The organism is [Bacillus] enclensis, assembly GCF_001456935.1.
Taxonomy (GTDB): Bacteria; Bacillota; Bacilli; order Bacillales; family Bacillaceae_B; genus Rossellomorea; species Rossellomorea enclensis.
In genome coordinates this window covers 170,094-192,229 of the sequence record NZ_KQ758486.1, presented here as the reverse complement: position 1 = coordinate 192,229, position 22,136 = coordinate 170,094, and the positions used below count along the sequence as shown (strand labels likewise).

Below are 22,136 nucleotides of genomic sequence, written 5' to 3'. Positions count from 1 at the left end.
ATGTGCATCGCTTTTTTTAGGATTTCGTTTTCCTCTTTCAGGGCCTTGAGTTCCTTGTCGTGTGCTTTTTTCAACTTTTCCAATTCGGAAGGAGTGATGTGCTCACCGGATTGTTCAGCAGCCTTTTTCTCATTGTAAAGTTTGACCCAGCGCATCATGGTAGCATAAGGAATCTCTAACTCATAAGCCACTTCAGTCCCTTTTCTACCTTCTTCAGCAACCATTTTAGCTACGTATTCTTTATATTCGTTTGTATAGTACTTTCCCATGGATACACGTCCTTATTAATAATAGTTATAGTTATGCCCTATTATCATCTTTGTGTGTCCACTTTTTAGACTAACTTTAAAATGGTCGGGAATCTTCGAATTTTGGGTTGGAATCTTCGAATTTCGTACCCTAATCTTCGAATTCTGCCCGATAATCTTTTAATTTCACGATCAATTCCGTCACTTACCATAATATAACAAATAGCAGCCAGTATACAAGCTATATTTATCGGATTAAGGCAAGCATCTCATCTCAATCATAGCAGAAAAAGCCCGCCCCCACACTTCCTATAAACAGTGTGGGACGGCCTTTCGAGTTATCATTCATCTGTCTCAATAATCATTCTTCTTATCAATCGTTTCATTTATTTTGTCGTTTCCTTCTTCCACATAATTGTTCCATTCTTCATTGCCGTTTTTCACCGATTCATTCCAGAGTTCGTTACCTCTATCAACAACGTACCGCCACATCTCATTGTTTCGATCGACGATAAGGGAAAAGGTGTCATTGATTGGGTGGTCATAGTCATCATACTTCTCATCCAGGTATGCCTGAGCGTCTTTTAATCTGTCTTTTTCCCTTGTTACCTTCTCTTTCATGTCCTCTTTCGTTTCATAGGCTAGTTTCTTCTTTTCTTCTTTTTGGGCATAAGCCTGTTCCTTACCGGCTTCCTTCCATTCGTACCACTCTTTCTGGAGTTCCTCGTACTGTTTCCTCATATAATCTTTGAGCTCCCGTTCCGAATCGACGTATTTGAATTCTCCGTTACCTGCATCAGCCACGTCTTTCAGTAAAGCCTGGCCCTCGTTGTCCACATCGAATCCGATGATGTTGACGACGGTTTTCACCTTGTCATTCGACCCGCTCAGTTTCTTGGCGGCGGCAACCGGGTCTCCATCACATGTTTCAATTCCGTCGCTCACAACATAGACCACTACTTCCTGAGCATCGGCTGGTATATCTTTTTCAACGGAATTCAACGCATTGGCAATCGGAGTCCAGCCGGCTGGCTTAAAGGTATTTAATGCATCTTTGAACTTGGCATCATCATAAGGTCCGTTATACACGGTTTCCGTGCTGCTGCATGAGAGCTTTTTATCGGCATCTTCTCCGGTTCCCTTATGGCCGTAAACACCAAGTGATACGGTCGATTGCTTCGGAACCAGTTTGGCAAAATCCATGACCGCTTCTTTTGCAGCCTGCATCTTTGTTTTCCCGCCGACTTTGCCATTCATACTTCCGCTTGAGTCCATTAAAATAGCTACATGGGTCTTCTTCAGTTTCGGGTCGTCAATTTCTCCATCCGGCCTGTCTATATTTACATCTACGCTTGAATCGAACGTAAAGAATGTATCCATTCCCTCATGATAATCTTCTCCAAGTAAAAAGATCATTTCCTGTAAATATTGCTCAGCCGTTAAATCTTTGGGCAGTTTATCAAGCTCTGCCTGCACTTTTTTCTCATCATACTTGTCGCCGCTGAATTTCCCCGGCTTTCTTAACAGTTCCTTCTCCGTGTCGGTCAGCTCCCGGCCGGCCGCCGAGCCCAGTTCAACATACTCCACTTTCTTTTCCTGATAGCCTTCTTCTTTCTTTTCCGTTTTTTCAGCCGAGGCTTTGCTGCTTTCCTCTTTCTTTTCGCTTTCCCCTGCCCCGCATCCGGCAAGAAAAATGACTGCAATCACGATCATCAGCTTTTTCATTGGTTTCCTCCTCATATTCCTTCCATCTATTCATACCCTGTTAATAAATGTAAATAAACACCTTTACTATTAAAACATGACCTGCCCGTCTAGGGGAGGAGGGAAAAAGAAAACGAGAAGAAAGACCCAGCGGTTTATAGGTTAATAGTATTGGTTTTTTAAAGGAACAAATGCTTGGGCCTGTCTGGAGGGGGAAGGGCCGGCATTAGAGAGAAGTGTCTCGTTTTCTTATTGGAATTGACCAATTTTGATTGGGAGAGCTTGGATTTGTCTTGATCACTTTTCATAATGGGGCTTTGGGGTGGGGATTGCCTATTTTTATGGGGGTGTCGAGCGGAAACTGATGTGGAATCTTTCGAAAATGGCTGGGAATCTTCGAATTTCGGGTCGGAATCTTTGAATTTCGCAGCTTAATCTTCGAATTCTGCCCATTAATCTTTTAATTTCACGATTAATTCCGTCACTTACCAAATTATTACAGATACCTGTCCCAAATAGATCTCCTCAAACCACACAGGGCCTTTTCCTCATTTTGAAAACGCTTTTACAACTCCTGAATAAAGTAATCAGTAGAAAGGAGTGAATTCAAAATGGATAGTCCAATCTGGTTATACCTGTTCGGCATTCTTTCAGGCTTTGCCCTCTTGAGGGTCCCGCTTACCGGCTTCCTCTCGCCGATCAATCCGATTGTCGATGTGATCGGAGTTCTTGCAGTTTTATTATTCTCTATCGTACTGATTTTCAAAGGTGTCATGCACCTCATTGACAGCCGAAGAAGAAGATAACAGTAAAGGCCCGTCCCTCGCTGCTTTAACGCAGTACAGGGCCGGGCCTTTTTCATCCATACTTCTTCTGGTGTTCCTTCTTCCTTGAAAGATAGTCTTCATCTTCCCTTGCAAGCTTCCATTTTTCTTCAAAGATAGCTGCCGATTCAGCTTTCTCCGAATCAATCTGCCTTTCCTTCACATCGCCTTCTTCATCATACTTCTTGCCGCCTTTGTAGTTGGCGTACCTGCGCGATCTGGTGTAGCCCATCTGCAGGAATTTCCGGGCCATGTCCATTCCGACGAAATCGTCCTTCTTTTCGTAATCGAGGAACATCTCATAAATTTTCTCCGAGGATTCCTTCGCGATATCGGGTGTCTTGAAGCGCCAATGAGGGAGGATTTCACTTTTATACGGTTCGACGAGCAGGACACCCTGCTCCCCCCTGCCGACCCGGTACAGTTCCGGCTGTTCCCGGAAGTCGGTCGAGTCGAAATCCAGTGAGTAATCGAATGGCATCGTATCATCCTTTACACGTTTTCGGCTTGTTTACCCGATTGCTCCCGTGCTTAACCTTAGCCCCTTAATCACGATAAAAAGACCTGTATAGAAACAGGTCCAAGATTTCGTTCTAAATCATTCAGTTTTACTTCCCCTGCTCATCCAGCGCCTGGTACTTAGCCTGATACTTTCCGCCGTCTGCCACTTCTGAGTGATACAACGCCTTCATGGCAAAACTTCTCTCCAAGCCCTGCTCATCCATCAATTTCTTAAGACGGTCCTGCAATGCTTTCTCATCCTTCATCAACCGTTTCATTTGTGAACGTATATATTTCAAAGGTTTCATCTCCTTTTATCTTTAACAATGAAGTACCATTATAACAACCTTTCAGGAATATACAAAGTTTCGCTGGAAAGCCCTGTGAATGCTTGATAGAATCATAGATAACGAGTAGAAAATTTTGTAAGAAACTTATAAACATGGTGAATCGCAAATACATATTAACAGAGACATCCTTAGACCGGCATTTCCGTCATGCTTATTTTTAAAAAAGAGAGAGGGATTGTCATGTATAAACTGTATTGCAGGGCCTACCAAACCGCTTATCGGGGGGCATTGTATTTCCTGCCGTGGCGGAAACCCCGGTTGATTGAGGGGGAAAACAGCCTCGCCGAATTGCCTGGTATTTTAAAAGAAAGCGGGATTTCGAGCGTACTGGTCATTACAGATGAAGGAATTTCTTCACTCGGATTGATGGATGCTCTCCTTCAAGATTTGAAAAACAACAATATTCGTTACTCCGTCTATGACAAGACCGTCCCAAACCCGACCATCGATAATATTGAAGACGCCTTGAAAATGTACCACTCCAAAGAGTGCGAGGGAATCATTGCGTTTGGCGGCGGGTCGCCGATCGACTGTGCCAAAGCGGTGGGGGCGCGGGTGGCGAGGCCGGACAAGACCATACCGGAGATGAAGGGGCAGCTGAAAGTGAGAAGGAAGCTCCCCCTCCTCGCCGCCGTCCCGACGACTGCCGGAACGGGAAGCGAGGCGACAATCGCAGCAGTGATTTCAAACCCGGAGACCCATGAAAAATATGCAATCAACGACTTGTCGCTGATTCCGCAGATAGCGGTCCTCGATCCCCTGCTTACGGTAAAACTTCCGCCTCACATCACATCGACGACCGGAATGGATGCATTGACGCATGCGGTCGAGGCCTATATCGGCAGGAGCAGGACGCGTGAGACGATGGAGTGCAGCAAACAGGCAGTAAACCTGATTTTCAGCAATCTTTACGAAGCCTATTCCAACGGGGAAAACATCACAGCCCGTACCAATATGCAAAAAGCATCGTATCTTGCCGGAGTTGCGTTCACACGCGCATATGTGGGGTACGTCCATGCAATCGCCCATACCCTCGGCGGATTCTATTCGGTTCCGCACGGGCTCGCGAATGCCGTCATCCTCCCTTATGTACTCGAGTACTACGGAGAGTCGGTCCATCAGCCGCTTGCGGAATTGGCCGATGCAGCGGGGATCGGGTCGCCAACGGATCCGGCCTCCGAAAAAGCTGCTGCCTTTATTGCTGCAATCAAGAAGCTCAATACAGATATGAAAATCCCTGACAAGGTGGACGGCATATCCGAAACCGATATCCCGCTGATGGTCAAGCGGGCCCTGATGGAAGCGAATCCGTTTTATCCGGTGCCGAAAATCCTTGCAGATGCTGACTTATCCAAGCTCTATTTTTTAATAAAGCAATAAAAATGCAAAAGGTGCCCGTCCTTTATGGATAAGCACCTTTTTTCAATCAATTTATTTCAGCTTCGCTACGATCTTCCCTTTTACATGGCGTTCGGACAAACGGTTGAGCGCATCGGGAACTTCCTCCAGTGAGATGACTTCTTTCAGCATGGCGTCCAGTTTTCCTTTTGCAAGAAGGGAAAGCATGTGATCGCCGATGACCGCAAAGTCCTTTTGAGCCTGGACATCGTCTGATTGATGGGCAGCCGCCAGCGCGATTTCGTGGTAGGATACCACTTTGGTGAATGGTTTTATCACAGTAAAGTCAGGTGCGCCTGCGATGTAAACGATATGCCCCATATAGGCGAGCATATCGAGTGCATCCGTTGCACTTTGTCTGCTTACCGCGTCGATGACTGCGTCCACTCCGCGTCCATCCGTGATTCCCATTACTCTCTCTTTCACGTTTTCTTCACGATAATCGATGACATAGTCGGCACCGAGCGATTTCACATACTCATGATTATGTGAAGAAGCCGTTGAGATGACGGTTTTCCCTGCAAGCTTTGCAAGCTGGACGCCGAATCCGCCTACTCCCCCGGCACCGCCGTGGATGAGGATGGTGTCGATTTGATCCAATGGCAATTTGCGGTGAAGTGCCTGATACGCTGTATATCCGGCTGTAGGAAGTGCAGCTGCCTCTTCAAAAGAAATGCTGTCAGGCAATTTTGATGCTGTATGGGCGGTGATCAAAGCAAATTCTGCATACCCGCCTTTTTTCGAAAAATCTCCATGATAGACGATACGGTCGCCTCTTTTCCAACCGGTTACACCATCTCCGACTTCTGCGACTACCCCGGCAACATCAAGACCCAGAATATGAGGGTATGTCCAGTTTGGCATTCCATTTGTGGCCGTCTTATAATCGACCGGATTCAAGCCGACTGCATGCACCTCGACTAATAACTCACCATTACCCGGCGCCGGTTTTTCCGTTTCCTCCAGTTTCATGTCTTTCCATAACCCTTTATCTTTAAGAAGCAATGCTTTCATTTATCTTCACTCCTGACAAATCTTTATTTATTTCTCATGTGGTATATAATATATACTGTTGAATCGAATGACAAGTAGGCACTATTTTGTATCCTAGTTACCGTTTGGGTACCTTAGGATGATGATAGTTCATTAGAGAGGAGCGCTGTCATACTATGAAGGAACTCAACCCCGAATATCAATGCGCCATCGACCTCGTGATCGATGTCATCGGCGGAAAATGGAAAGTGCTGATCCTCTGGAATCTGAATGAAGGGGTGAAAAGGTTTAATGAGCTGAAGCGATCATTACCGAACATCACCCAGAAAATGCTGACCCAGCAGCTCAGGGAACTGGAGGAACACGGACTTGTAGCAAGAAGGGTCTATCAGGAGGTTCCGCCCCGGGTTGAGTATTCCACGACCGAAATGGGAAAAAAACTGCAGTCGACCTTATTTGAAATGTGCAAATGGGGAGACGAATATGCCGAACAGAAAGGCATCGCGATGAACCGGTGCTGGACTTCGTATGATTTTATGGAAAAGTGATGGAAATGGACCTGCCCTTTTATCGGGGAGGTCCATTATTTTGTTAGACGGCTATTGACGTCAGTGTGGTTCAGCTGGTGAATTCTTCCCATATTTTCACCTGCTGAACTTCAGTTGAAATTAACCTGCTGAATAAGGTCCGTTTTTCAGCAGGTGATTCAGGCTGTTCACCTGCGTTCAAGCGGCAGCGTCATGCAGCGGATGCCGCCTCCGCCTTTTTCCAGTTCATTCACATCGATCTCGATGAGCTTTTTATTCTTCAATTTAGGATGGTCATGAAGGATGCTCTTGTTGATTTTGGTACTGACCAGAAGCGTTTCCGGATTCAGGTTCAGGAAATTGATATCCGCGACTGTATGCTTCACTTTGTCCGTCCACAGAACTTCAAACCCGTGACGTTGAAGGAAGTCGCCTGTCATGGTGTAGGAGGAGTCTTTTTCAGTGACGACTTGCACAGGGAATAATCGCATATAGCTTTTCGCCACAATGAGGTCACGGCCTGCGACATTGCAGTTCATGTCCAGATGCATCGTCTCCCCTGTCCGGGGCAGATCGATGAGGCCGATCTCTGAAAATCCTGCCGCAAAGATTCTCTTTTGGATGGCTTCAAGGCTTTCAATGCTTGTCCTGAGACCGGTGTTGATGAATACTGCATTTTTATCAAGGACGAATACGTCCCCGTTTTCGAGTGCTTTCATCTCGTTATTGGCTTTTATGTTGAAAATCTCTTCATCAAACCATTCCTTAAAAAGTCCGTGCGCATGTATATATTCCGGTGCCCGCATCGTCGCGCCGGCATCCCCCGGGATCACCGTGTTACCGTAGACACAGGCAAGGTCCCGCACAAACACCCTGTTCAGCAGATGTGGATTCAGTTCGGCATTCACGCCTTTTAAGTAATGGGAGTAGTCGATGACCTGAATACCCTCATCTTCCATCGCTTTTATCATATTCTCATGGTTTTCCTGCGCCTTTTCATGGTGAACGGGCTTTTCCCAGCCGACATAATCGGCGGTGCGCTGGTCGGGCACGTCTATTATAGTCGGGGAACAGACCACGACTGTCTTCAGTTCATCATGTTCGCTCCAGCAGTTCGGTTGAATCTTACGCATCCTCTGGCCTCCTTCTATATACCTCTTTTACTTTTTCCTTTCTAGCTGGAAAACATTCCGGTGATGTAAGATTGCAGCATGAGGGTGAGCCCCAGGCTGGATTATGTCCGGAATTTCTGTTATATGAGAGGTATCCGGCCTGGATTATGTGAGATCTCTGTTTTATGAGAGGTGTATCCTGCCTGGATTATGTGGGATCTCTGTTTTATGAGAGATCTTGCCTGAGATAGCGGAACTCCTGTTTTATGAGCGAAATCCGTGATATATGGGCGAAATTGTGATTTTATGGGCGAAATTCACAATATATGGGCGAACTAAAGATTATTCGACAAATCCGCTTCCTCATCGCCACCCAAATACCCGGCCCTGTACAACCCCCCAAAAAAACCAAGCACTAAAAAAGAGCCAAAGCACCACGACCGCGCCTCAACTCTTAATCTTCTTCTGGCTATTCATAAACGGACACTTGGACAGTGACGAATCGTCATCCCTGAGGAAATACTGCTGCCACTCGTGGTTATCCTCCTGGCCGTACCATTTCAGACTCGGATGAGCATCGATTCCATCGTATTCCACTAGGCGCTTCCGGATGACTTTTTTCAGTTTTTGCCCGAATGCGGTGGATGAGTTGATCTCGTCAAATACCCAGCGCGGCTGAAAGGCGATCATGAAACAGGGAAAATGCCGGCTTTTCCGGCTAATATGGGCAGGGGTGGCACAGAAAGCGAAGTAAGGCTCCCCGCCGAAACAAAACTCCCAGCTGTGATGATGGGGGTCTTCCGCGATTCCTTCCGGCCAAGGGGTTTCATCGTGTTCATGAAGTTTATTCAATACGGACCAGAACAGGTCCTGATAATCATCGATGTCTGCAGATTCCAGCTCTTCTGATTGAAAGAAGACGACCAGTGAAGCATAATTCCCTGTATCCCGGGAGATTTCTCCGTACTCTTTCAGCAGGGAAGCGAGCTGTTCAATTGATCGATCCGTCCTTGGGTCATCGGCAAATCCAAAGCGGAGCATATCTTTCTGAAATCCCTGTATACCAGGCACGCAGGGATATGGATGCTCTTCACCATGCATCATTTGTGCAAATTGGGTATAGGCTGACTGCTCCCATTGGGGCATGTCATTGAAATGAAGGTCAATCCAGCTTTTGGAACGTAACATGGGCGAATACCTCCTATCGGACTACACACTATCCTATTAGGAGGCACTGTTCTGGGTGTCTGTCTATGACAGCAAAATTCCCGCTGCCTTCACACCGAAATAAATCCCGAACCCGATGAGTACGAGACCGGAAATGATCGAGATCCATCTGATGATTCGCCCGCTGAACCACTTGCCGGTTCCGGCGGCGACTGAAGCCATCGCAAAATCCCAGAGTGTAATGCCTAGGAAGATTCCCATGCTGCAAATCAGGACCTGGCCGCCTTGGTAGGTCTCAGTTGTCTCTGCCAGGATCGATCCGTAAATGCCGAGCCAGAACAGGATGCTCAGGGGATTGGAAATGGCCATGAAAAACCCTGTGCGGAATGACTTCGCTTTCGTCTCTCCCCCACTTTGCCGAGAGTCCCGGGCAGGGGCACCTGCTTTTACGACACTTTCAATGCCTGTATAGACGAGTACAAAAAATCCGAACATCCATAAAAACAGTTGAACAATAGGCGTGTCCACAAACTGTGCTAGCCCGAAGTAGATGAGAAGCATGAAGACTGCATCCGCAGCCATTCCGCCAACGCCCACCAGCCAGGCATGCCAGAATCCAAGCCGGATCCCCTTGTCCAATTGCAGGGCATTGATCGGTCCCATCGGTGCGGACAGCGATAACCCCAGTACGATATAACTTATAAATACGCTCATCTTTGAAATCACCTCTGATAAAACTTCTTCCTAGTATATTCGGACAGGCCGCCTTGTAGTAGCCGCTTGCCTGTTTTTCATCAAAACCATACATGATTATCTGTATCCGAGGGAAATCTAATGAGGATGTCTACTACGATTCAGGAGGGAAACATCATGTTAAATCAACAAAATCAGCAAAACCAGACTAATATGAATCCGACTCCCAAGCAGGGAATGGGAATGAATAATCAAACCATGAACCAGCCGAATAAAAACCACGGCGGCCACGAATTATTTGATGCCCACGAGGTGATTGCAGGGATCATCAGCATGCTTGATCAATATCAAATGTATGATCAGCATATCCAGGATCCCGAGCTGAACGAGATCGTCAAACGCCAATCCACATTCGTTACGACGATGTACAACACAATCGTAGGCAGCTTTTCAACGGGGCGCGACCCTCAGGTTCCTACCCAGCAATATAAAATGACCCAAACCAACGACACGGTTTACGGCATCAAGCCGGGGCAGCCAAAGAAACCGAACCAGTCGGTTAATGAACTGTCCGATAAAGGACTGTCTGCCTATATGCTCGGACAGACCAAATCGCTTGCGACCCTGCTTGCAATGACGGCCCTTGAGATGACCAATCCGGTACTTCGCCGCGTCGTTGCGGACAGTGTGCCGAACTTCATTGAAATGAGCTATGAGATTTTCTTGTATCAGAACAAACACGGCTACTATCAGGTGCCGCAGCTGAACGACCAGGATATGGCCCAGATGCTGCAGAGCTATACAACCGCTCCCCAGCAGCCGGGGAATATGCCCCATTAACATCGGGACAGGTTCACTGTCCCAGTTGAATCGGCAGCACTTTTAGGATGTGGATAAAATTCCGTGTCCAGCTTGAAGCGACTGCGCATTAAGGACACGGATAAAACTCCGTGTCCTTTTTTCATGTCAAGAAGGAACGGACGACTTCAGTTCCTCGGTGACCGCTTCCCGCCCTTCAAGCGACCTCGTGATGAAATAATAGAGGCAAGTTCCTGTTAAGCCGAGAATGAGCAGTATACCGCCCATCATCACCGGACTGATCCATTCGCCGACGATGATTAAAAGCGACGCGATGATCATCGCACCGTAAAAGGTCAGGCTGTAAAATGCCATGTACGTACTTCGTGCGTTGGACGGGGCAAGTTCGCCGATCATGGCCTGTTTCACCGGTACATACATGAGCTCGCCGATCGTACCCACGAAGATGAGGATGAAGAGAATCCATATATTGCTGATGAAGGCCAGTGCGCTGAAACTGACGGAAAAGATGAACATGCCCGTCACGAGATTCCACTTGTCTTTCCATTTTTTAAAAAGGTATAAAACAACCGCGGACAACAGGACGACGAGCAGGGTATTTTCGGTTTTAAGGAATCCGAGTACCTTTGTGCCGTCGATTGTGAAGTCAAGGCCGAATAGTGTTGCCCCCTGCTCGGGGATATCCCGCTCAAGGCGGATCCCGATATAGTTGGTCAATGACTGTTCAAGGGTAAAAATGAACACGGCACCAACGATGTAAAACATGAACAGTCTGTCTTTTATAACGGCAGAATAGCTTTTTAAAAAATCGAAGGGTGAAGATTTTCTTTTTCCTGTTGAAGGCTTGACGGGAGCTGGTGTGTAGGTTTCTGAGATGAAGAAAAAAGTGATGACGACGGATAAAAGCGAGATGGCCGATATCCCGATGAACAGTTCGAATAAATAGCTTTTAAACAGGAAGGCACCCATGATGCCCCCAAGTGCGGTGGCAAGGTTCCCCAGCCAGTAGCTGATCGTGAACACGAGCTTCCTGGACTCGGTATCCGTCACATCGATGATCATCGCCTGGGCAGCCGGCTGCAGCATCCCGCCTGCAAACATATTGAAGACGAAAAACACCGCGGATACATACGGCAGATCATACCAGGGGGAGTTGCAGAAAGCGATCAAGAGATAGGTGACGAGCACGCCGATTTCCGAATAGATCATGATGCTCCGGCGGCCGATCTTGTCGGACACATGCCCGCCGATGAATCCTCCGATCACGCCGCTGATGACAGTCAGGATGAGGATGATCCCGGTTTCGGCTGCCCCGATTTTCTTAGAAAAATAAATGGCCAGGAACGGGATGACGGCCATGGATACAAGCCCGCCCAGGAACTGAATGCCCAGCCTCAATTTAATGTTGGGATGGATGTCCCTCAGTTTCATTGCATTTCCTCCCTTGCGTTCGAGACCGGTCCAAACAGCCGCAGCGCCTGGATCTTCATATCGTTCCAAACGAGGTTTGTATAGTCATCGATGAAGGTCAATCGCATCCCGTTGATCAGGGAAAGATACGACTGGGCGATCAGAGGCGGGGCATCTTTATAGAAGAATCCCATCTCCTGGCCTTCGGCGATGACCGGATAGATTTTATCGATAAACACATTTACAAAATCATCAAGTTCCTTGAAGAGCTCGGGATATCTGTCCGGCCTCGCCAGCACCTGCTGGATCAGACGCAGATAATCCATGCTCCTTGAAAACAGATCGACCTGACAATGGATCATTTCTTTTATCATCTCCTTCGGGTTCCCGCTATAGCGTTCTTCTATTTCATAAAAATAAGGCTTTATCTCTTCCAGCGGCTCAAGCACCGATGCCTCGAACAGCACATCCTTTGTTTCGAAGTACGTAAAAACGGTGCCAAAACTGACGCCAGCCTCCTTAGCAACCGCCGCGATCGGGGTCTCGGCGAAGCCGTTTTCGCTGAACAATTTCACAGCAGCCTGAAGGATCAACGCCCTTTTACGTTTCTTTTTTTCTTCGAGTGAAAGTGATGCGGACATGTGAAATCTCTCCCTTTTAAAAATTGATTGATCAATCAATCATTATATTATTGTAAGAAGATTCCAATGTCAACATCTTTTCACAAGAAAAAATCGGAATTAACCAAATATTTATTCCCGTGTAATCTTCTGTTATTAAATCTCCCCTAGCATTATGGTGAATCAAAAAAATGTATGGAGGTTATATCATGTATGGACCTATTGTAAAAACAGCCATTGTCTCTGCTCTATCACTTTCTGCTATTTTTTCGTTTGGGATAGAAGAAAAAGAAACACAGGCAACGACATCTAAAGAGACTCTTTCGATCGGAATATCCAATTTGCCAGAATCACGAAATACAAAGCAATTAGCCAAAGGAGTTACGTATACCGACATTAGTAGAGGTTACTCTTCAAAAAAAGACTATTATACGGTGGATGTAGCATTTCTTGAAACAAAGGAACAAGCAGACTCACTTTTAAAAGAGGTAAATGAAAAAGGGTTCAATGCAATGCTCCATAAGGTGAAGAATAAACATTCAAAATATACGGATGTAGAAGTAAAAGATGTTGGTTATGTGGTTCGTTCGGGTGAATTTGAAAAAGAAAGTAACGCAAAAGAGCACGCTGACCAATTGAAATCGAGTGGTTATGAAAAAGCAAAGGTCACATTCTCGGAATATGACGGAACCACAAAAACAACTGGCCCGTGGAAGGTTGATGTGCTTGAAATCGACCCTGAAGAATTTGAAGGTGAACTGACGAATGTCCTTGCAAATGATAGTATAACCGGGCGTGAAACGGTTTCTTCCATGGCTGCTCGGACTCAAGCATTAGCCGGGATGAATGGCGGCTACTTCGTAGTAGGTTCAACTGATGGTGTACCAGGGGATCCAGCTGGCATTTCAGTAGTCAACGGCCAATTGGTAAGTGAAGCGATTGGGAATCGCACAAGCCTTCTTCTTTCAGATAATGCTGCAGAGATAGCAGAAACGTCCACCTCATCACAATTAAAAACCGAAAGCGGTGAAACGGCTGTGATTGACGGCATCAACCGAAAACCTGGATTGATCAGGAGCTGCGGCGGGGTCGGTGACATCGAAACCATTGAGCCAAAGCATGATGTGACCTGTACCGATCAAGAAGAAATCATTGAATACAACTCTTATTTTGGGGAGGTTACTCCAAAAGGAGACGGTTTTGAAGCTGTTTTGAATTCGAAAGGAGAAGTTGTGGAGACCTTCAATCAGCGAGGTCACAAAATCCCTGAAAGCGGAATCGTCCTTTCAGCAACAGGCGGCCAGGCAGAATGGCTTAAAAACACTGTTTCAAAAGGGGAAACATTGACGATTACCAAAAGCATAACAGCAGATGGGAAGCAGATTCAGACACCATCCAGTTTAGATATCATTGGAGGAGCACCCCAACTGATGGATGAAGGCAAGATTGATATTCCGGCACGTGAAGAGGGTTTTGCCTGGAGCAAGGATTTCTACTATCACTTTGCACAATATCGTCACCCAAGATCATTTGCCGGCATTAAAGAAAACGGAAATATCCTGCTTGTCACAGTTGAAGGCCGCAATCCCGAAGAAAGCATCGGTGTAAATTTCTTTGAAAGTGCTCAAATTCTCCAGTCCCTCGGGGCGGTTAAAGGGTTGAACCTTGATGGCGGAGGGTCTTCTGCAATGGTCGTTGGCGGAACACTAGTAAACAAACCATCAGATACCACTGGTGAGCGTCCGGTTTCTGATGGAATCTTCCTTTTAAAGTAATGAACAATGATGGTCAGGCATAAGATAGTGCCTGACCATTTTTTGTTTAAAATTTTTCGTCAGTGCCTTCTCTCATCACGGTGTGAAAAAAATCATCTCTCTAAAAATATAAAAAAAGGAAGCCTCTGATAACAGAAGCTTCCTTTTTCATTTTTGGGACAGGGTACCTGTCCCCACTGACCCATTTTAGTGCATGCTGTTCATGACCCAGACGGATCCTGCTACGATGACGATGGCGATGAAGGCTGCTGACAGCATTTTGCCGACCTGCCATCTTCCTTCTCCTTCGGTTACGTGCATGAACATGAACAGCTGGATTGCCGCCTGGAGGAAGGCCAGGACAAAGACGATGGCCACGATGGTTCCGCGGGCAAGGTCAGTGTATAGTCCCCACCAGACTGCGAGGAATGTCAATCCGACTGACAAGAAGAATCCAATGATTTGAGTCCAAGGTATACGGCCGTGGTTTGATGTGTTGTTTGACATATTATCCCACCATCCCTAACAAGTATACGCTTGTAAACACGAAGATCCATACGAAATCAAGGAAGTGCCAGTACAAGCTGGATACAAATAGTTTTTTAGCAGTATCAGGGTTGAGCCCCTGCTTCTTCACCTGGAACATGACAAGGGTGATCCAGAGGATACCCAATGTTACGTGAAGTCCGTGCGTTCCGGTCAACAGATAGAATGAAGACCAGTATGCATTGGTTCCCATGGCAGCTCCTTCATGGATCAGATGGATGAACTCCGAAATCTCCATGTAAAGGAACCCGGCGCCGAAGAGTAGTGTGATGATCAGCCAGACCATCATGCCCTTGACGTTTCTTCTTCTTAATTCATTTATCGATAATCCTGACGTGAAACTACTGATCAACAGAAGCATCGTCATGATGATTGTATTCTTAAGATCAAACACTTCACCAGGAAGCGGACCGCCAACCGTTCCACTTTCAAGGGCAAAGAACGTCGCGAAAATCGTGGCGAAGAGCGCCATTTCCGCTCCGAGGAAAATCCAGAAACCGAAGATATTCAGTTTCCCGATTTCCGATTGATATTCCAGTGGCGTGTTTGGATCTACATTTGTACTATGTGCCATACTCACGCCTCCCTCTTGAACCGATTTTCAGTTTTTTCTATCTCATCCACGCTTACATAATAGCCTTTATCATACTTGTGTGAAGTAAGTGAACGGTGTGCCATCGTTCCAAAGATCCCGACGAGCGCAATGATCGCAAGCCAGAATAGTTCGAACACAAGTCCGAATCCTGCAACAAAGAAGAGACCGGACATGATGAACGGCACGCCTGCATTGTTCGGCATGTGGATCGGTTTGTATTCAGGTTCTTCAGGCTTTCCTCTTTCTTTCCATTCCTGCTTCATGTAGTGGAATGCATCGACATTCTTCACTTCCGGTACATGAGCAAAGTTGTAGTGAGGAGGGATTGCTGAGCTTGTCGCCCACTCAAGTGTGCGGCCGTCCCAGGCATCGCCCGTCATTTCACGTTTTGCATAACGGTAGCTGTAATATACGTTGTACACGATGATCATGAAGCCGACACCCATGCCGAATGCACCTACAGAAGAGATGACATTCAATGCTGTCCAGCCGTCTTCAGGTCCGTATGTGTACACACGTCTAGGCATACCGGCAAATCCAAGTACGAATTGCGGTAAGAAACATACGTTGAATCCGATCGAGAAGAACCAGAAAGCCCATTTCCCGATTCGTTCGTTCATCTTGATGCCGAACATCTTCGGATACCAGTAAACAAGTCCCGCGAAGCAGGCAAATACGACACCGGCGATCAATGTGTAGTGGAAGTGGGCTACCAGGAAGTAGTTGTTGTGATACTGGAAGTCAGCTGCAGCCATACCGAGCATGACACCAGTCACCCCGCCGATCAGGAATGTCGGGATGAACGCGACAGACCACATCATCGGAGTCGTAAACTCTATCCTTCCCTTATAAAGGGTCCCAAGCCAGTTGAATATTTTGATCCCGGTCGGAATGGCGATTGCCATCGTGGTGATCGAGAATACACTGTTCACTGCCGCACTTCCGCCCATTGTAAAGAAGTGATGGACCCACACGATGAAGCTGAGCAGTGAAATGGCAGCAAGTGAGATAATCATAGATCGATAGCCAAACAATGTTTTTCTTGCAAATGTCGCAATGATTTCCGAGAAGATACCGAAAGCAGGCAGGATAACGATATATACTTCCGGATGTCCCCATAACCAGAACAGGTTAGACCAAAGCATCGGGTTCCCGCCGTCCGCAAGCGTGAAGAAATGTGTACCGAACAAACGGTCAAATGTCATCAGCGCAAGTGTGACAGTCAAGATCGGGAATGCAAACACGATGATGAATGCAGTAATCAAAGTCGTCCAGGTGAACATCGGCATGCGAAGCAGGGTCATGCCCGGCGCACGCATCTTGATGATCGTCACCACGAAGTTGATACCTGTCAGCAATGTACCGATACCTGAAATCTGAAGCCCGAGCAGGTAATAGTTGATGCCCGGTCCGTGACTTCCCTCGATCGCAAGCGGTGCATAGTTCGTCCAGCCCGCATCCGGCGATCCTCCGAATACGAATGACATATTGAACAGGATCGCCCCGAACATGAATGACCAGAAACTCAGGTTATTCAAGTATGGGAACGCAACGTCCCTCGCACCGATCTGAAGCGGTACGACAACGTTCATCAATCCAAGTAAAAATGGCATCGCCATGAACAGGATCATGATCGTACCATGAGTCGTAAAGATTTCGTTATAGTGCTGTGAAGATAAAAACTCGTTATTAGGCACCGTCAACTGGGCCCTCATCAATAATGCATCGACCCCTCCGCGGAAGAGCATGATCAATGCGGCAAGGATATACATGATACCTATCTTTTTATGATCAACACTCGTGATCCAGTCGTTCCAAAGCCACTTCCACTTTTTGAAATACGTCAGTGTAGCGACAATCGCGATGACAGTGAACACAATGGAGATATTGGCTCCAAGGATCAACGGATCATTGAGGATTAAATTATCTTTTATAAAATCAATCATCTAGAGTGGTCCTCCTTTCTTAATGCTCGTGTCCTTCGTTGGATTCGTGCTGCATATCTTCCATGTCATCGTCACTTTTTTTGTGACCCTCTTGGCTTTCGTCATTGCCATGGCCTCCGTGTCCGCTGTGGGAGGATTCAGCATCCTCGCTCGCACCGTACGATTTATCAGTCACACCGTATTTTTCACGGATGGCAAATGCATATTCCGAATTCTTGCCATGATCAACAATGGATAAGTGAGTGGAAGAGAACGTCATTTCATCAACCGTACCAGGAAGCATGAGCTTTTCATACGTCTTTTTATCCAGCTTCGGTTCGCTGTCCTGGACCTCTTTCACCCAGTCTTCGTACTTTCCTTCTTTCATCGCCACAAAATCGAACGTCTGGTGGGTCATGCCTTCACCCGTGAAGTTCGAGTTGCGGCCGTCATATGTTCCAGGCTCATCCGCCTGTAAGTATAAGTCATTCACCATTCCCGGCATCCCGTAAATCTGGCCTCCGATTTGCGGCACCCAGAATGAAGCCATGGAGTCCGCAGCGGTCACCTTGAACAGGATTGGGTGATCTTCGGGAACATTCACATAGTTCACCGTCTCGATCCCCTCTTCCGGATAACTGAAGATCCATTTCCAGTCGACAGCAGTCGCATGGATTACGATCGGATCCTTGTGCGCGGTCGCTTTCGGTGCTTCTTTCAGTTCATATAAAGCCTTTGTGTTCGGGATCGACAAAGCGATGACGATCAACACAGGAATCAGCGTCCAGATGATCTCAAGCTTCGTGCTTCCATGCATCTCAGGCCTGTAATCACCTTTCCGGCTGCTTCTATATCTTAATAGAATAAATGTAAAGAATGATAGAACAACGACCATGATGCCAAGCATGTAGTAAATCGACAGCATGATCAAATCTTTTTGAACAGCCCCGACAGGCCCTTTCGGATCGAGAACGATCATCTCGCTTCCCGAACTGAATATGATGATAAAAAATAATGAAACCAGACTGATCAGCACAATCAGGTATGGCTTGAATTTATCAAACAAAGGGTTCACCTTCCTTTACTTCGTATTTAACAGATGTAGCATCATATTATCAAATTCTTTTAAGAAGGTACCCCCCTTTAACCGAACTGTAACCTGATTTTCGAAATTTAGACGAAAGTTATTCACAAAACGGTAACAATGTTGGAAAGAATTGCTCAAGAGGCAAAAAAATGACTCCCAACACTATTTTTAAATAGCATTGAGAGCGTTTTATGGATTGATTATTCAGAATTATACTGATATTCGAGGACTATTTGTGACAGTTATTTTATAGTTTTGTCATTGAGGTACCCCAAAAAATTAACTCAGCTATTTTTATATTCCTAAAATATATAAATGGATGGTTCACACACTAAAAAGAAGCTGGGACATAAGTAAAAATCATCCCATAAAGGCGAACATTTTAAGTAAAGGCTTGCAACTACCGCTTATGATTTCCGTGCAAGACTCCGCTTTCCGCGGGCGGCTGGTGAGCCTCCTCCTATTAACGGATAGAGGAACTGTCCAGTTCCAGGGCTTAGAGGCACATGCCATAAGCCTCTGAGCAAAGCCCTTCCACTTTTCTGATAGGAGTCTCCGTCTTGCACTCCAATCAACCGCTGGAAGAAGCTAAATTCAGATGTCCATTTGAACAAATTAGTACCCGGACAAAATTGCCTCTTAAAATGCAAATTTGTCCGGGTACTTTTGTCTCTCCATCCCTTTCACAAATATGAAGCCCTCTTCAAAGAGCATTGTCCCGCGGCTTCTTTCAGCTTTGGTGAAAAATAACTGAGTCTTTTGATGAAGTAACAGGTTTCGGGAAAGTGGTGCTCCAGGAAACGGAGGGTGGTTTTGTTGAGGAGTTTCTTCTTTTTATATTTTTCCACCATCCCGGATATATATTGGCTCATCTCCAATGTCGTCTGTCCTACCTCGAGTGCGAATTCCCTCTGCCGGGCAAAGCCGGGCTGCTTGAATCTCAGATATCCTTTCAGATGCCGGTTTTGAATGATAAATACCTGATATTGATCGATATACGCTTCTGCACGCCTGTTCGCCCCGATTTCGATGGGATCGAGCATGTTCTGGAATAACAATGCGTGGCCGAGCTGATCCTCGAGCCACAGGTCCATCAATTCGACCAGATGAAGCGGCTCGGGTTCCTTCCCCTCCACAAGAAACCCGAGAAACCGCAGGTACTCCTGATTTTCAGCCAGCGTTCCGTTCAGATAGGTCGGTGACAGATTGAGATTCACTTTATTATCGATCCTCAATGACTGAAGCATCCCTTCAAACTCAAAGTACCCTTTTGCCACCGGCCACACGTCCCTTGAAAATCGGATCATGGCTTCATCCCCAGGACCTGCGCCACGGGGAACAGAATTCAATTGTTCAATCAGCCCTCCAAACTTCTGAATGTACCGCTCTGCAACTTTTACATACTCCGTTTCCGCCGGAGAAAGATTATCCCGGATGAAATATGCGTGGTCCTGCAGCACTTCCAGCCAGAATAAGTGCTCCTCCCACAACGTGATCATTTGTTTTGCCACATCTTAACCCCCTTTTTATATGTATATATTTTGAGGGGAAGTAAAAAAGAAGGCACTCTTTCAAAATCAACTGTAAAGACACATAAAATCTTCATGGAAAAGGAAAAATAAAACCACCACTATTATGTAAAGGGTGTCTGTTATGAAAAAAAGAAACCTGTTGATCCTGCTGATGGCCCTGCTCCCCTGGTTGTCCCTCCCGTTTATCGGCAGCAAAACATTTAAGCGTTTTTTGCCTGGTACATTTTTTATGAGCATCTATCTATTGGTGGAAGGCAGTGTGGCTGAGAAAAGGAATTGGTGGTCGTTCTCTTCATCTCTTAAACCGAATGTCCTGGCTGAACTGCCTTTAATCTTTGGGCCTTTCTTTATCGGGTCACTATGGATTTTTAAATTCACATATGGAAAATTCATGTCCTATTTCGTCACCAATTTAATCGTAGACGCCTTTTTCACCATTGTCATGCTGAATTGGTTCAAGAAAATCAAGTATGTAACATTAAGAAAATTCACCAGATTACAGCTTTCATTGCTCTTTTTAGCTAAGTCCATTTCCATGTACGGGTTTCAATTCTTATACGAAAAAGTTTTTTCCGGCCGGTTCAAGCCTGATCATCAACCCGAAAGAGTACAAAAAACCTCTCTTCGCAGTTAAACGATGAGAGGTTTTTTGTATTTTTCTTATTTCCGGATATTATATTTCCATGCCTGATCTTCATCCATCATCTTTTTGGCAGCATAAATCAAAATAAATTGGACCACGATGATCGGCAGGCCCATGAGCCCCGAGATCACTTCGAGCGGCGCCAGTCCGCCTATGCGCATAAGTAATAGAGCAAGACCTGCAATAACCCCTGCGATCACGATGCGGAGAAGTTTGGCCGGCTCATGTTGACTCATATCCCTGGTACTTGTATATGCCGCTACGGTATAGGTAGTAGAATCAAGTGTTGTAGTGAGGAATATGAGTGCGACGATGATAAAGATAACAATCATGATGCCGCCGATAGGCAGTGTATTTAGAATTTCCGGGATCGCAGCCATCCTTTCATCCTGCCTGACAAGCTTCAGGATGGACAGTTCCCCAGTCAGATAGCGGTGCACTCCGAGTCCACCCAGAACACCTGTGGCGATCCAGGAGATCATAGTCGGTGCCAGGAGGTAGGTAAGGATCATCTCTTTGATCGTCCGTCCCTTTGATATTTTAGCTGCAAATACACTGTGAAGCATCGCCCAAGTCGCGCTGTAGGCGAACCAGAATACAGTATTGCTCTGGACATGGGATGGCTCACCTCCGTGAACGGAATCCGTATTTAAAGAAAAGGTAAGATAATGACTCAATAAAAATGAAACACTGTCGGTAAAATAATTCAAAATAAAGACACCGGGTCCTGCAATGAGGATCAAAACGGCAAATAGTCCAGCCAAATACATATTAAGTGTACTTAAGCGTTTAATGCCCTTCTCGATCCCCAGGTACGCACTCAGCGAAAATAAAAATACCCAGACAGCAGTGACGATGATCGTCATACCAAAGGTGACTTCCATATTTAACAGACTCGATAAATTATATGTAATAATCGGAGCACCAAGCCCAAGCGTCACGGCGGCACCTGTCAATATACTGATAAGGAATAAGATATCGAGGACCTTTCCGCCCCATCCATCTGTAAACCTGTCACCAAACAGGACCCTGCATGCTTCTGAAATTCTCATTAATGGGCGTTTTTGCACGTGAAGGACATATCCCATTGCCGGCGCGATCATCACAAAGATCGCGAACACCTGAAAGCCCCACAGGAACATGCTGTAGGAATTACCCCAAAGTAATGACTCTGCAGATCCGGGATCCACTCCCGCAGGCGGATCGTTTGCAACGGAAGTCCATTGTAGCATCCCCGTCCTCATGATCGTGGATCCTATCCCCATCGCAATCAAAATCGATGCATATTCGAATAAAGTAAATCTGGGCTTCTCGGCCGGATCCCCGAGGACGACCTTTCCATATTTTGAAAAAGAAAAATATAATGCCGCTGCCACGAGGATCACCCCATACCAGAGATAGCCCCAGCTGAATACATCCACAATCGTATTAAAGATGGAGTTCAACAGCTCCAAAGACTCTGCCTCATAAAAGGCAAATGGAATACTGATCCCCATTACAATCAGTAATGAGGGAAGAAAAATTCTGTAATCGATCAAACGCTTCTTACTCATGTAAACCCCAGTCCTCCTCTTCCTTTAAAACTTTGTCTTATTTCCCCATATTCCATTACCCTTTCTATAAAGAAGAAAACAAGCCAGAGGCCATAGAGTGCAGAAAAGATTTCCAACACGCTGAACTAAAGGAGG

The 22,136-nt window shown here is 46.2% G+C and carries 22 protein-coding genes; 6 read left to right on the top strand and 16 right to left on the bottom strand.

Features of this window, described 5'->3' with window-relative positions; translation table 11 throughout:
• Positions 1–269: transposase (locus AS034_RS18260; protein WP_058299668.1), on the bottom strand; the 269-nt coding region annotated here is incomplete at its 3' end.
• A 333-nt stretch (positions 270–602) separates the two neighbouring features.
• Positions 603–1,973, bottom strand: a complete 1,371-nt coding sequence (locus AS034_RS18255; protein ID WP_058299667.1) for a vWA domain-containing protein — start codon at positions 1,971–1,973, stop codon at positions 603–605.
• A 590-nt stretch (positions 1,974–2,563) separates the two neighbouring features.
• On the opposite strand from AS034_RS18255, the gene AS034_RS18250 reads away from it, so the two are divergent.
• On the top strand, positions 2,564–2,758 hold the full coding sequence (locus AS034_RS18250; RefSeq protein WP_058299666.1) for a hypothetical protein: 195 nt from the start codon (positions 2,564–2,566) through the stop codon (positions 2,756–2,758).
• 52 nt (positions 2,759–2,810) lie between these two features.
• On the opposite strand, the gene AS034_RS18245 is transcribed toward AS034_RS18250, so the two are convergent.
• Together AS034_RS18245 and AS034_RS18240 are read right to left on the bottom strand one after the other, a co-directional pair.
• On the bottom strand, positions 2,811–3,257 hold the full coding sequence (locus tag AS034_RS18245) for a DUF4385 domain-containing protein (RefSeq protein WP_058299665.1): 447 nt from the start codon (positions 3,255–3,257) through the stop codon (positions 2,811–2,813).
• Between the two features lie 127 nt (positions 3,258–3,384).
• Positions 3,385–3,576 (bottom strand): hypothetical protein, encoded by a 192-nt coding sequence (locus tag AS034_RS18240; protein WP_032086571.1) that lies wholly within the window; start codon positions 3,574–3,576, stop codon positions 3,385–3,387.
• A gap of 231 nt (positions 3,577–3,807) precedes the next feature.
• On the opposite strand from AS034_RS18240, the gene AS034_RS18235 reads away from it, so the two are divergent.
• Entirely contained in the window at positions 3,808–5,007 is a 1,200-nt protein-coding gene (locus AS034_RS18235) for an iron-containing alcohol dehydrogenase (RefSeq protein WP_058299664.1), read from the top strand.
• 51 nt (positions 5,008–5,058) lie between these two features.
• On the opposite strand, the gene AS034_RS18230 is transcribed toward AS034_RS18235, so the two are convergent.
• A complete protein-coding gene (locus AS034_RS18230; protein ID WP_058299663.1) occupies positions 5,059–6,039 on the bottom strand; it encodes a zinc-binding dehydrogenase in 981 nt (326 codons plus the stop codon).
• A gap of 155 nt (positions 6,040–6,194) precedes the next feature.
• On the opposite strand from AS034_RS18230, the gene AS034_RS18225 reads away from it, so the two are divergent.
• Positions 6,195–6,566: a winged helix-turn-helix transcriptional regulator gene (locus AS034_RS18225; protein WP_058299662.1), complete on the top strand. Its 372-nt coding sequence runs from the start codon at positions 6,195–6,197 to the stop codon at positions 6,564–6,566.
• A 167-nt stretch (positions 6,567–6,733) separates the two neighbouring features.
• Here AS034_RS18225 and AS034_RS18220 read toward each other — a convergent pair whose 3' ends face one another.
• The 3 genes from AS034_RS18220 to AS034_RS18210 form a co-directional block, all read right to left on the bottom strand.
• A complete protein-coding gene (locus AS034_RS18220) occupies positions 6,734–7,678 on the bottom strand; it encodes an arginine deiminase family protein (protein WP_058299661.1) in 945 nt (314 codons plus the stop codon).
• 426 nt (positions 7,679–8,104) lie between these two features.
• Positions 8,105–8,845 carry a YqcI/YcgG family protein gene (locus tag AS034_RS18215; RefSeq protein WP_058299660.1) on the bottom strand — a complete coding sequence of 247 codons (741 nt, stop codon included), beginning with the start codon at positions 8,843–8,845 and terminating at the stop codon, positions 8,105–8,107.
• Positions 8,846–8,908: 63 nt separating this feature from the next.
• On the bottom strand, positions 8,909–9,538 hold the full coding sequence (locus AS034_RS18210) for a LysE family transporter (RefSeq protein ID WP_058299659.1): 630 nt from the start codon (positions 9,536–9,538) through the stop codon (positions 8,909–8,911).
• Positions 9,539–9,694: 156 nt separating this feature from the next.
• Here AS034_RS18210 and AS034_RS18205 point away from each other — a divergent pair, with 156 nt between their 5' ends.
• A complete protein-coding gene (locus tag AS034_RS18205; protein WP_082641747.1) occupies positions 9,695–10,357 on the top strand; it encodes a spore coat protein in 663 nt (220 codons plus the stop codon).
• A 126-nt stretch (positions 10,358–10,483) separates the two neighbouring features.
• Here the strand turns inward: AS034_RS18205 and AS034_RS18200 are convergent, their stop codons facing one another.
• Together AS034_RS18200 and AS034_RS18195 are read right to left on the bottom strand one after the other, a co-directional pair.
• Complete coding sequence (locus AS034_RS18200; RefSeq protein WP_058299658.1) at positions 10,484–11,767, bottom strand: MFS transporter; 1,284 nt, start codon at positions 11,765–11,767, stop codon at positions 10,484–10,486.
• A complete protein-coding gene (locus AS034_RS18195) occupies positions 11,764–12,387 on the bottom strand; it encodes a TetR/AcrR family transcriptional regulator (RefSeq protein ID WP_058299657.1) in 624 nt (207 codons plus the stop codon). The genes AS034_RS18200 and AS034_RS18195 overlap by 4 nt, the downstream gene beginning before the upstream one ends.
• 188 nt (positions 12,388–12,575) lie before the next feature.
• On the opposite strand from AS034_RS18195, the gene AS034_RS18190 reads away from it, so the two are divergent.
• A complete protein-coding gene (locus AS034_RS18190) occupies positions 12,576–14,141 on the top strand; it encodes a phosphodiester glycosidase family protein (RefSeq protein ID WP_058299656.1) in 1,566 nt (521 codons plus the stop codon).
• A 186-nt stretch (positions 14,142–14,327) separates the two neighbouring features.
• On the opposite strand, the gene qoxD is transcribed toward AS034_RS18190, so the two are convergent.
• The 5 genes from qoxD to AS034_RS18165 form a co-directional block, all read right to left on the bottom strand.
• Entirely contained in the window at positions 14,328–14,627 is a 300-nt protein-coding gene (qoxD, locus tag AS034_RS18185) for a cytochrome aa3 quinol oxidase subunit IV (protein WP_032086588.1), read from the bottom strand.
• 1 nt (position 14,628) lies between these two features.
• Complete coding sequence (qoxC, locus tag AS034_RS18180) at positions 14,629–15,240, bottom strand: cytochrome aa3 quinol oxidase subunit III (protein ID WP_032086589.1); 612 nt, start codon at positions 15,238–15,240, stop codon at positions 14,629–14,631.
• A 2-nt stretch (positions 15,241–15,242) separates the two neighbouring features.
• Positions 15,243–17,207 (bottom strand): cytochrome aa3 quinol oxidase subunit I, encoded by a 1,965-nt coding sequence (qoxB, locus tag AS034_RS18175; protein ID WP_058299655.1) that lies wholly within the window; start codon positions 17,205–17,207, stop codon positions 15,243–15,245.
• A 19-nt stretch (positions 17,208–17,226) separates the two neighbouring features.
• Positions 17,227–18,252: a cytochrome aa3 quinol oxidase subunit II gene (gene qoxA, locus AS034_RS18170; RefSeq protein ID WP_064563450.1), complete on the bottom strand. Its 1,026-nt coding sequence runs from the start codon at positions 18,250–18,252 to the stop codon at positions 17,227–17,229.
• Positions 18,253–18,956: 704 nt separating this feature from the next.
• Positions 18,957–19,784, bottom strand: a complete 828-nt coding sequence (locus AS034_RS18165; protein ID WP_244888197.1) for a DUF2935 domain-containing protein — start codon at positions 19,782–19,784, stop codon at positions 18,957–18,959.
• Between the two features lie 142 nt (positions 19,785–19,926).
• On the opposite strand from AS034_RS18165, the gene AS034_RS18160 reads away from it, so the two are divergent.
• Positions 19,927–20,439, top strand: coding sequence for a hypothetical protein (locus tag AS034_RS18160; RefSeq protein WP_074440074.1), 513 nt, complete (start codon positions 19,927–19,929; stop codon positions 20,437–20,439).
• 26 nt (positions 20,440–20,465) lie between these two features.
• Here the strand turns inward: AS034_RS18160 and AS034_RS18155 are convergent, their stop codons facing one another.
• The gene (locus AS034_RS18155) at positions 20,466–22,001 is read right to left on the bottom strand and encodes a BCCT family transporter (protein WP_058299654.1); all 1,536 of its coding nucleotides are present in this window, start codon (positions 21,999–22,001) and stop codon (positions 20,466–20,468) included.
• Positions 22,002–22,136 lie beyond the last annotated feature (135 nt).

Coding starts and splice junctions, on each gene's coding strand:
- AS034_RS18235 (WP_058299664.1), top strand. CDS start 3,808: ATGTATAAACTGTATTGCAGGGCCTACCAAACCGCTTATCGGGGGGCA.
- AS034_RS18200 (WP_058299658.1), bottom strand. CDS start 11,767: ATGAAACTGAGGGACATCCATCCCAACATTAAATTGAGGCTGGGCATT.
- AS034_RS18190 (WP_058299656.1), top strand. CDS start 12,576: ATGTATGGACCTATTGTAAAAACAGCCATTGTCTCTGCTCTATCACTT.
- AS034_RS18160 (WP_074440074.1), top strand. CDS start 19,927: ATGAAAAAAAGAAACCTGTTGATCCTGCTGATGGCCCTGCTCCCCTGG.
- AS034_RS18255 (WP_058299667.1), bottom strand. CDS start 1,973: ATGAAAAAGCTGATGATCGTGATTGCAGTCATTTTTCTTGCCGGATGC.
- qoxC (WP_032086589.1), bottom strand. CDS start 15,240: ATGGCACATAGTACAAATGTAGATCCAAACACGCCACTGGAATATCAA.
- qoxD (WP_032086588.1), bottom strand. CDS start 14,627: ATGTCAAACAACACATCAAACCACGGCCGTATACCTTGGACTCAAATC.
- AS034_RS18220 (WP_058299661.1), bottom strand. CDS start 7,678: ATGCGTAAGATTCAACCGAACTGCTGGAGCGAACATGATGAACTGAAG.
- qoxB (WP_058299655.1), bottom strand. CDS start 17,207: ATGATTGATTTTATAAAAGATAATTTAATCCTCAATGATCCGTTGATC.
- AS034_RS18230 (WP_058299663.1), bottom strand. CDS start 6,039: ATGAAAGCATTGCTTCTTAAAGATAAAGGGTTATGGAAAGACATGAAA.
- AS034_RS18245 (WP_058299665.1), bottom strand. CDS start 3,257: ATGCCATTCGATTACTCACTGGATTTCGACTCGACCGACTTCCGGGAA.
- AS034_RS18195 (WP_058299657.1), bottom strand. CDS start 12,387: ATGTCCGCATCACTTTCACTCGAAGAAAAAAAGAAACGTAAAAGGGCG.
- AS034_RS18205 (WP_082641747.1), top strand. CDS start 9,695: ATGTTAAATCAACAAAATCAGCAAAACCAGACTAATATGAATCCGACT.
- AS034_RS18215 (WP_058299660.1), bottom strand. CDS start 8,845: ATGTTACGTTCCAAAAGCTGGATTGACCTTCATTTCAATGACATGCCC.
- AS034_RS18225 (WP_058299662.1), top strand. CDS start 6,195: ATGAAGGAACTCAACCCCGAATATCAATGCGCCATCGACCTCGTGATC.
- AS034_RS18250 (WP_058299666.1), top strand. CDS start 2,564: ATGGATAGTCCAATCTGGTTATACCTGTTCGGCATTCTTTCAGGCTTT.
- AS034_RS18210 (WP_058299659.1), bottom strand. CDS start 9,538: ATGAGCGTATTTATAAGTTATATCGTACTGGGGTTATCGCTGTCCGCA.
- AS034_RS18155 (WP_058299654.1), bottom strand. CDS start 22,001: ATGAGTAAGAAGCGTTTGATCGATTACAGAATTTTTCTTCCCTCATTA.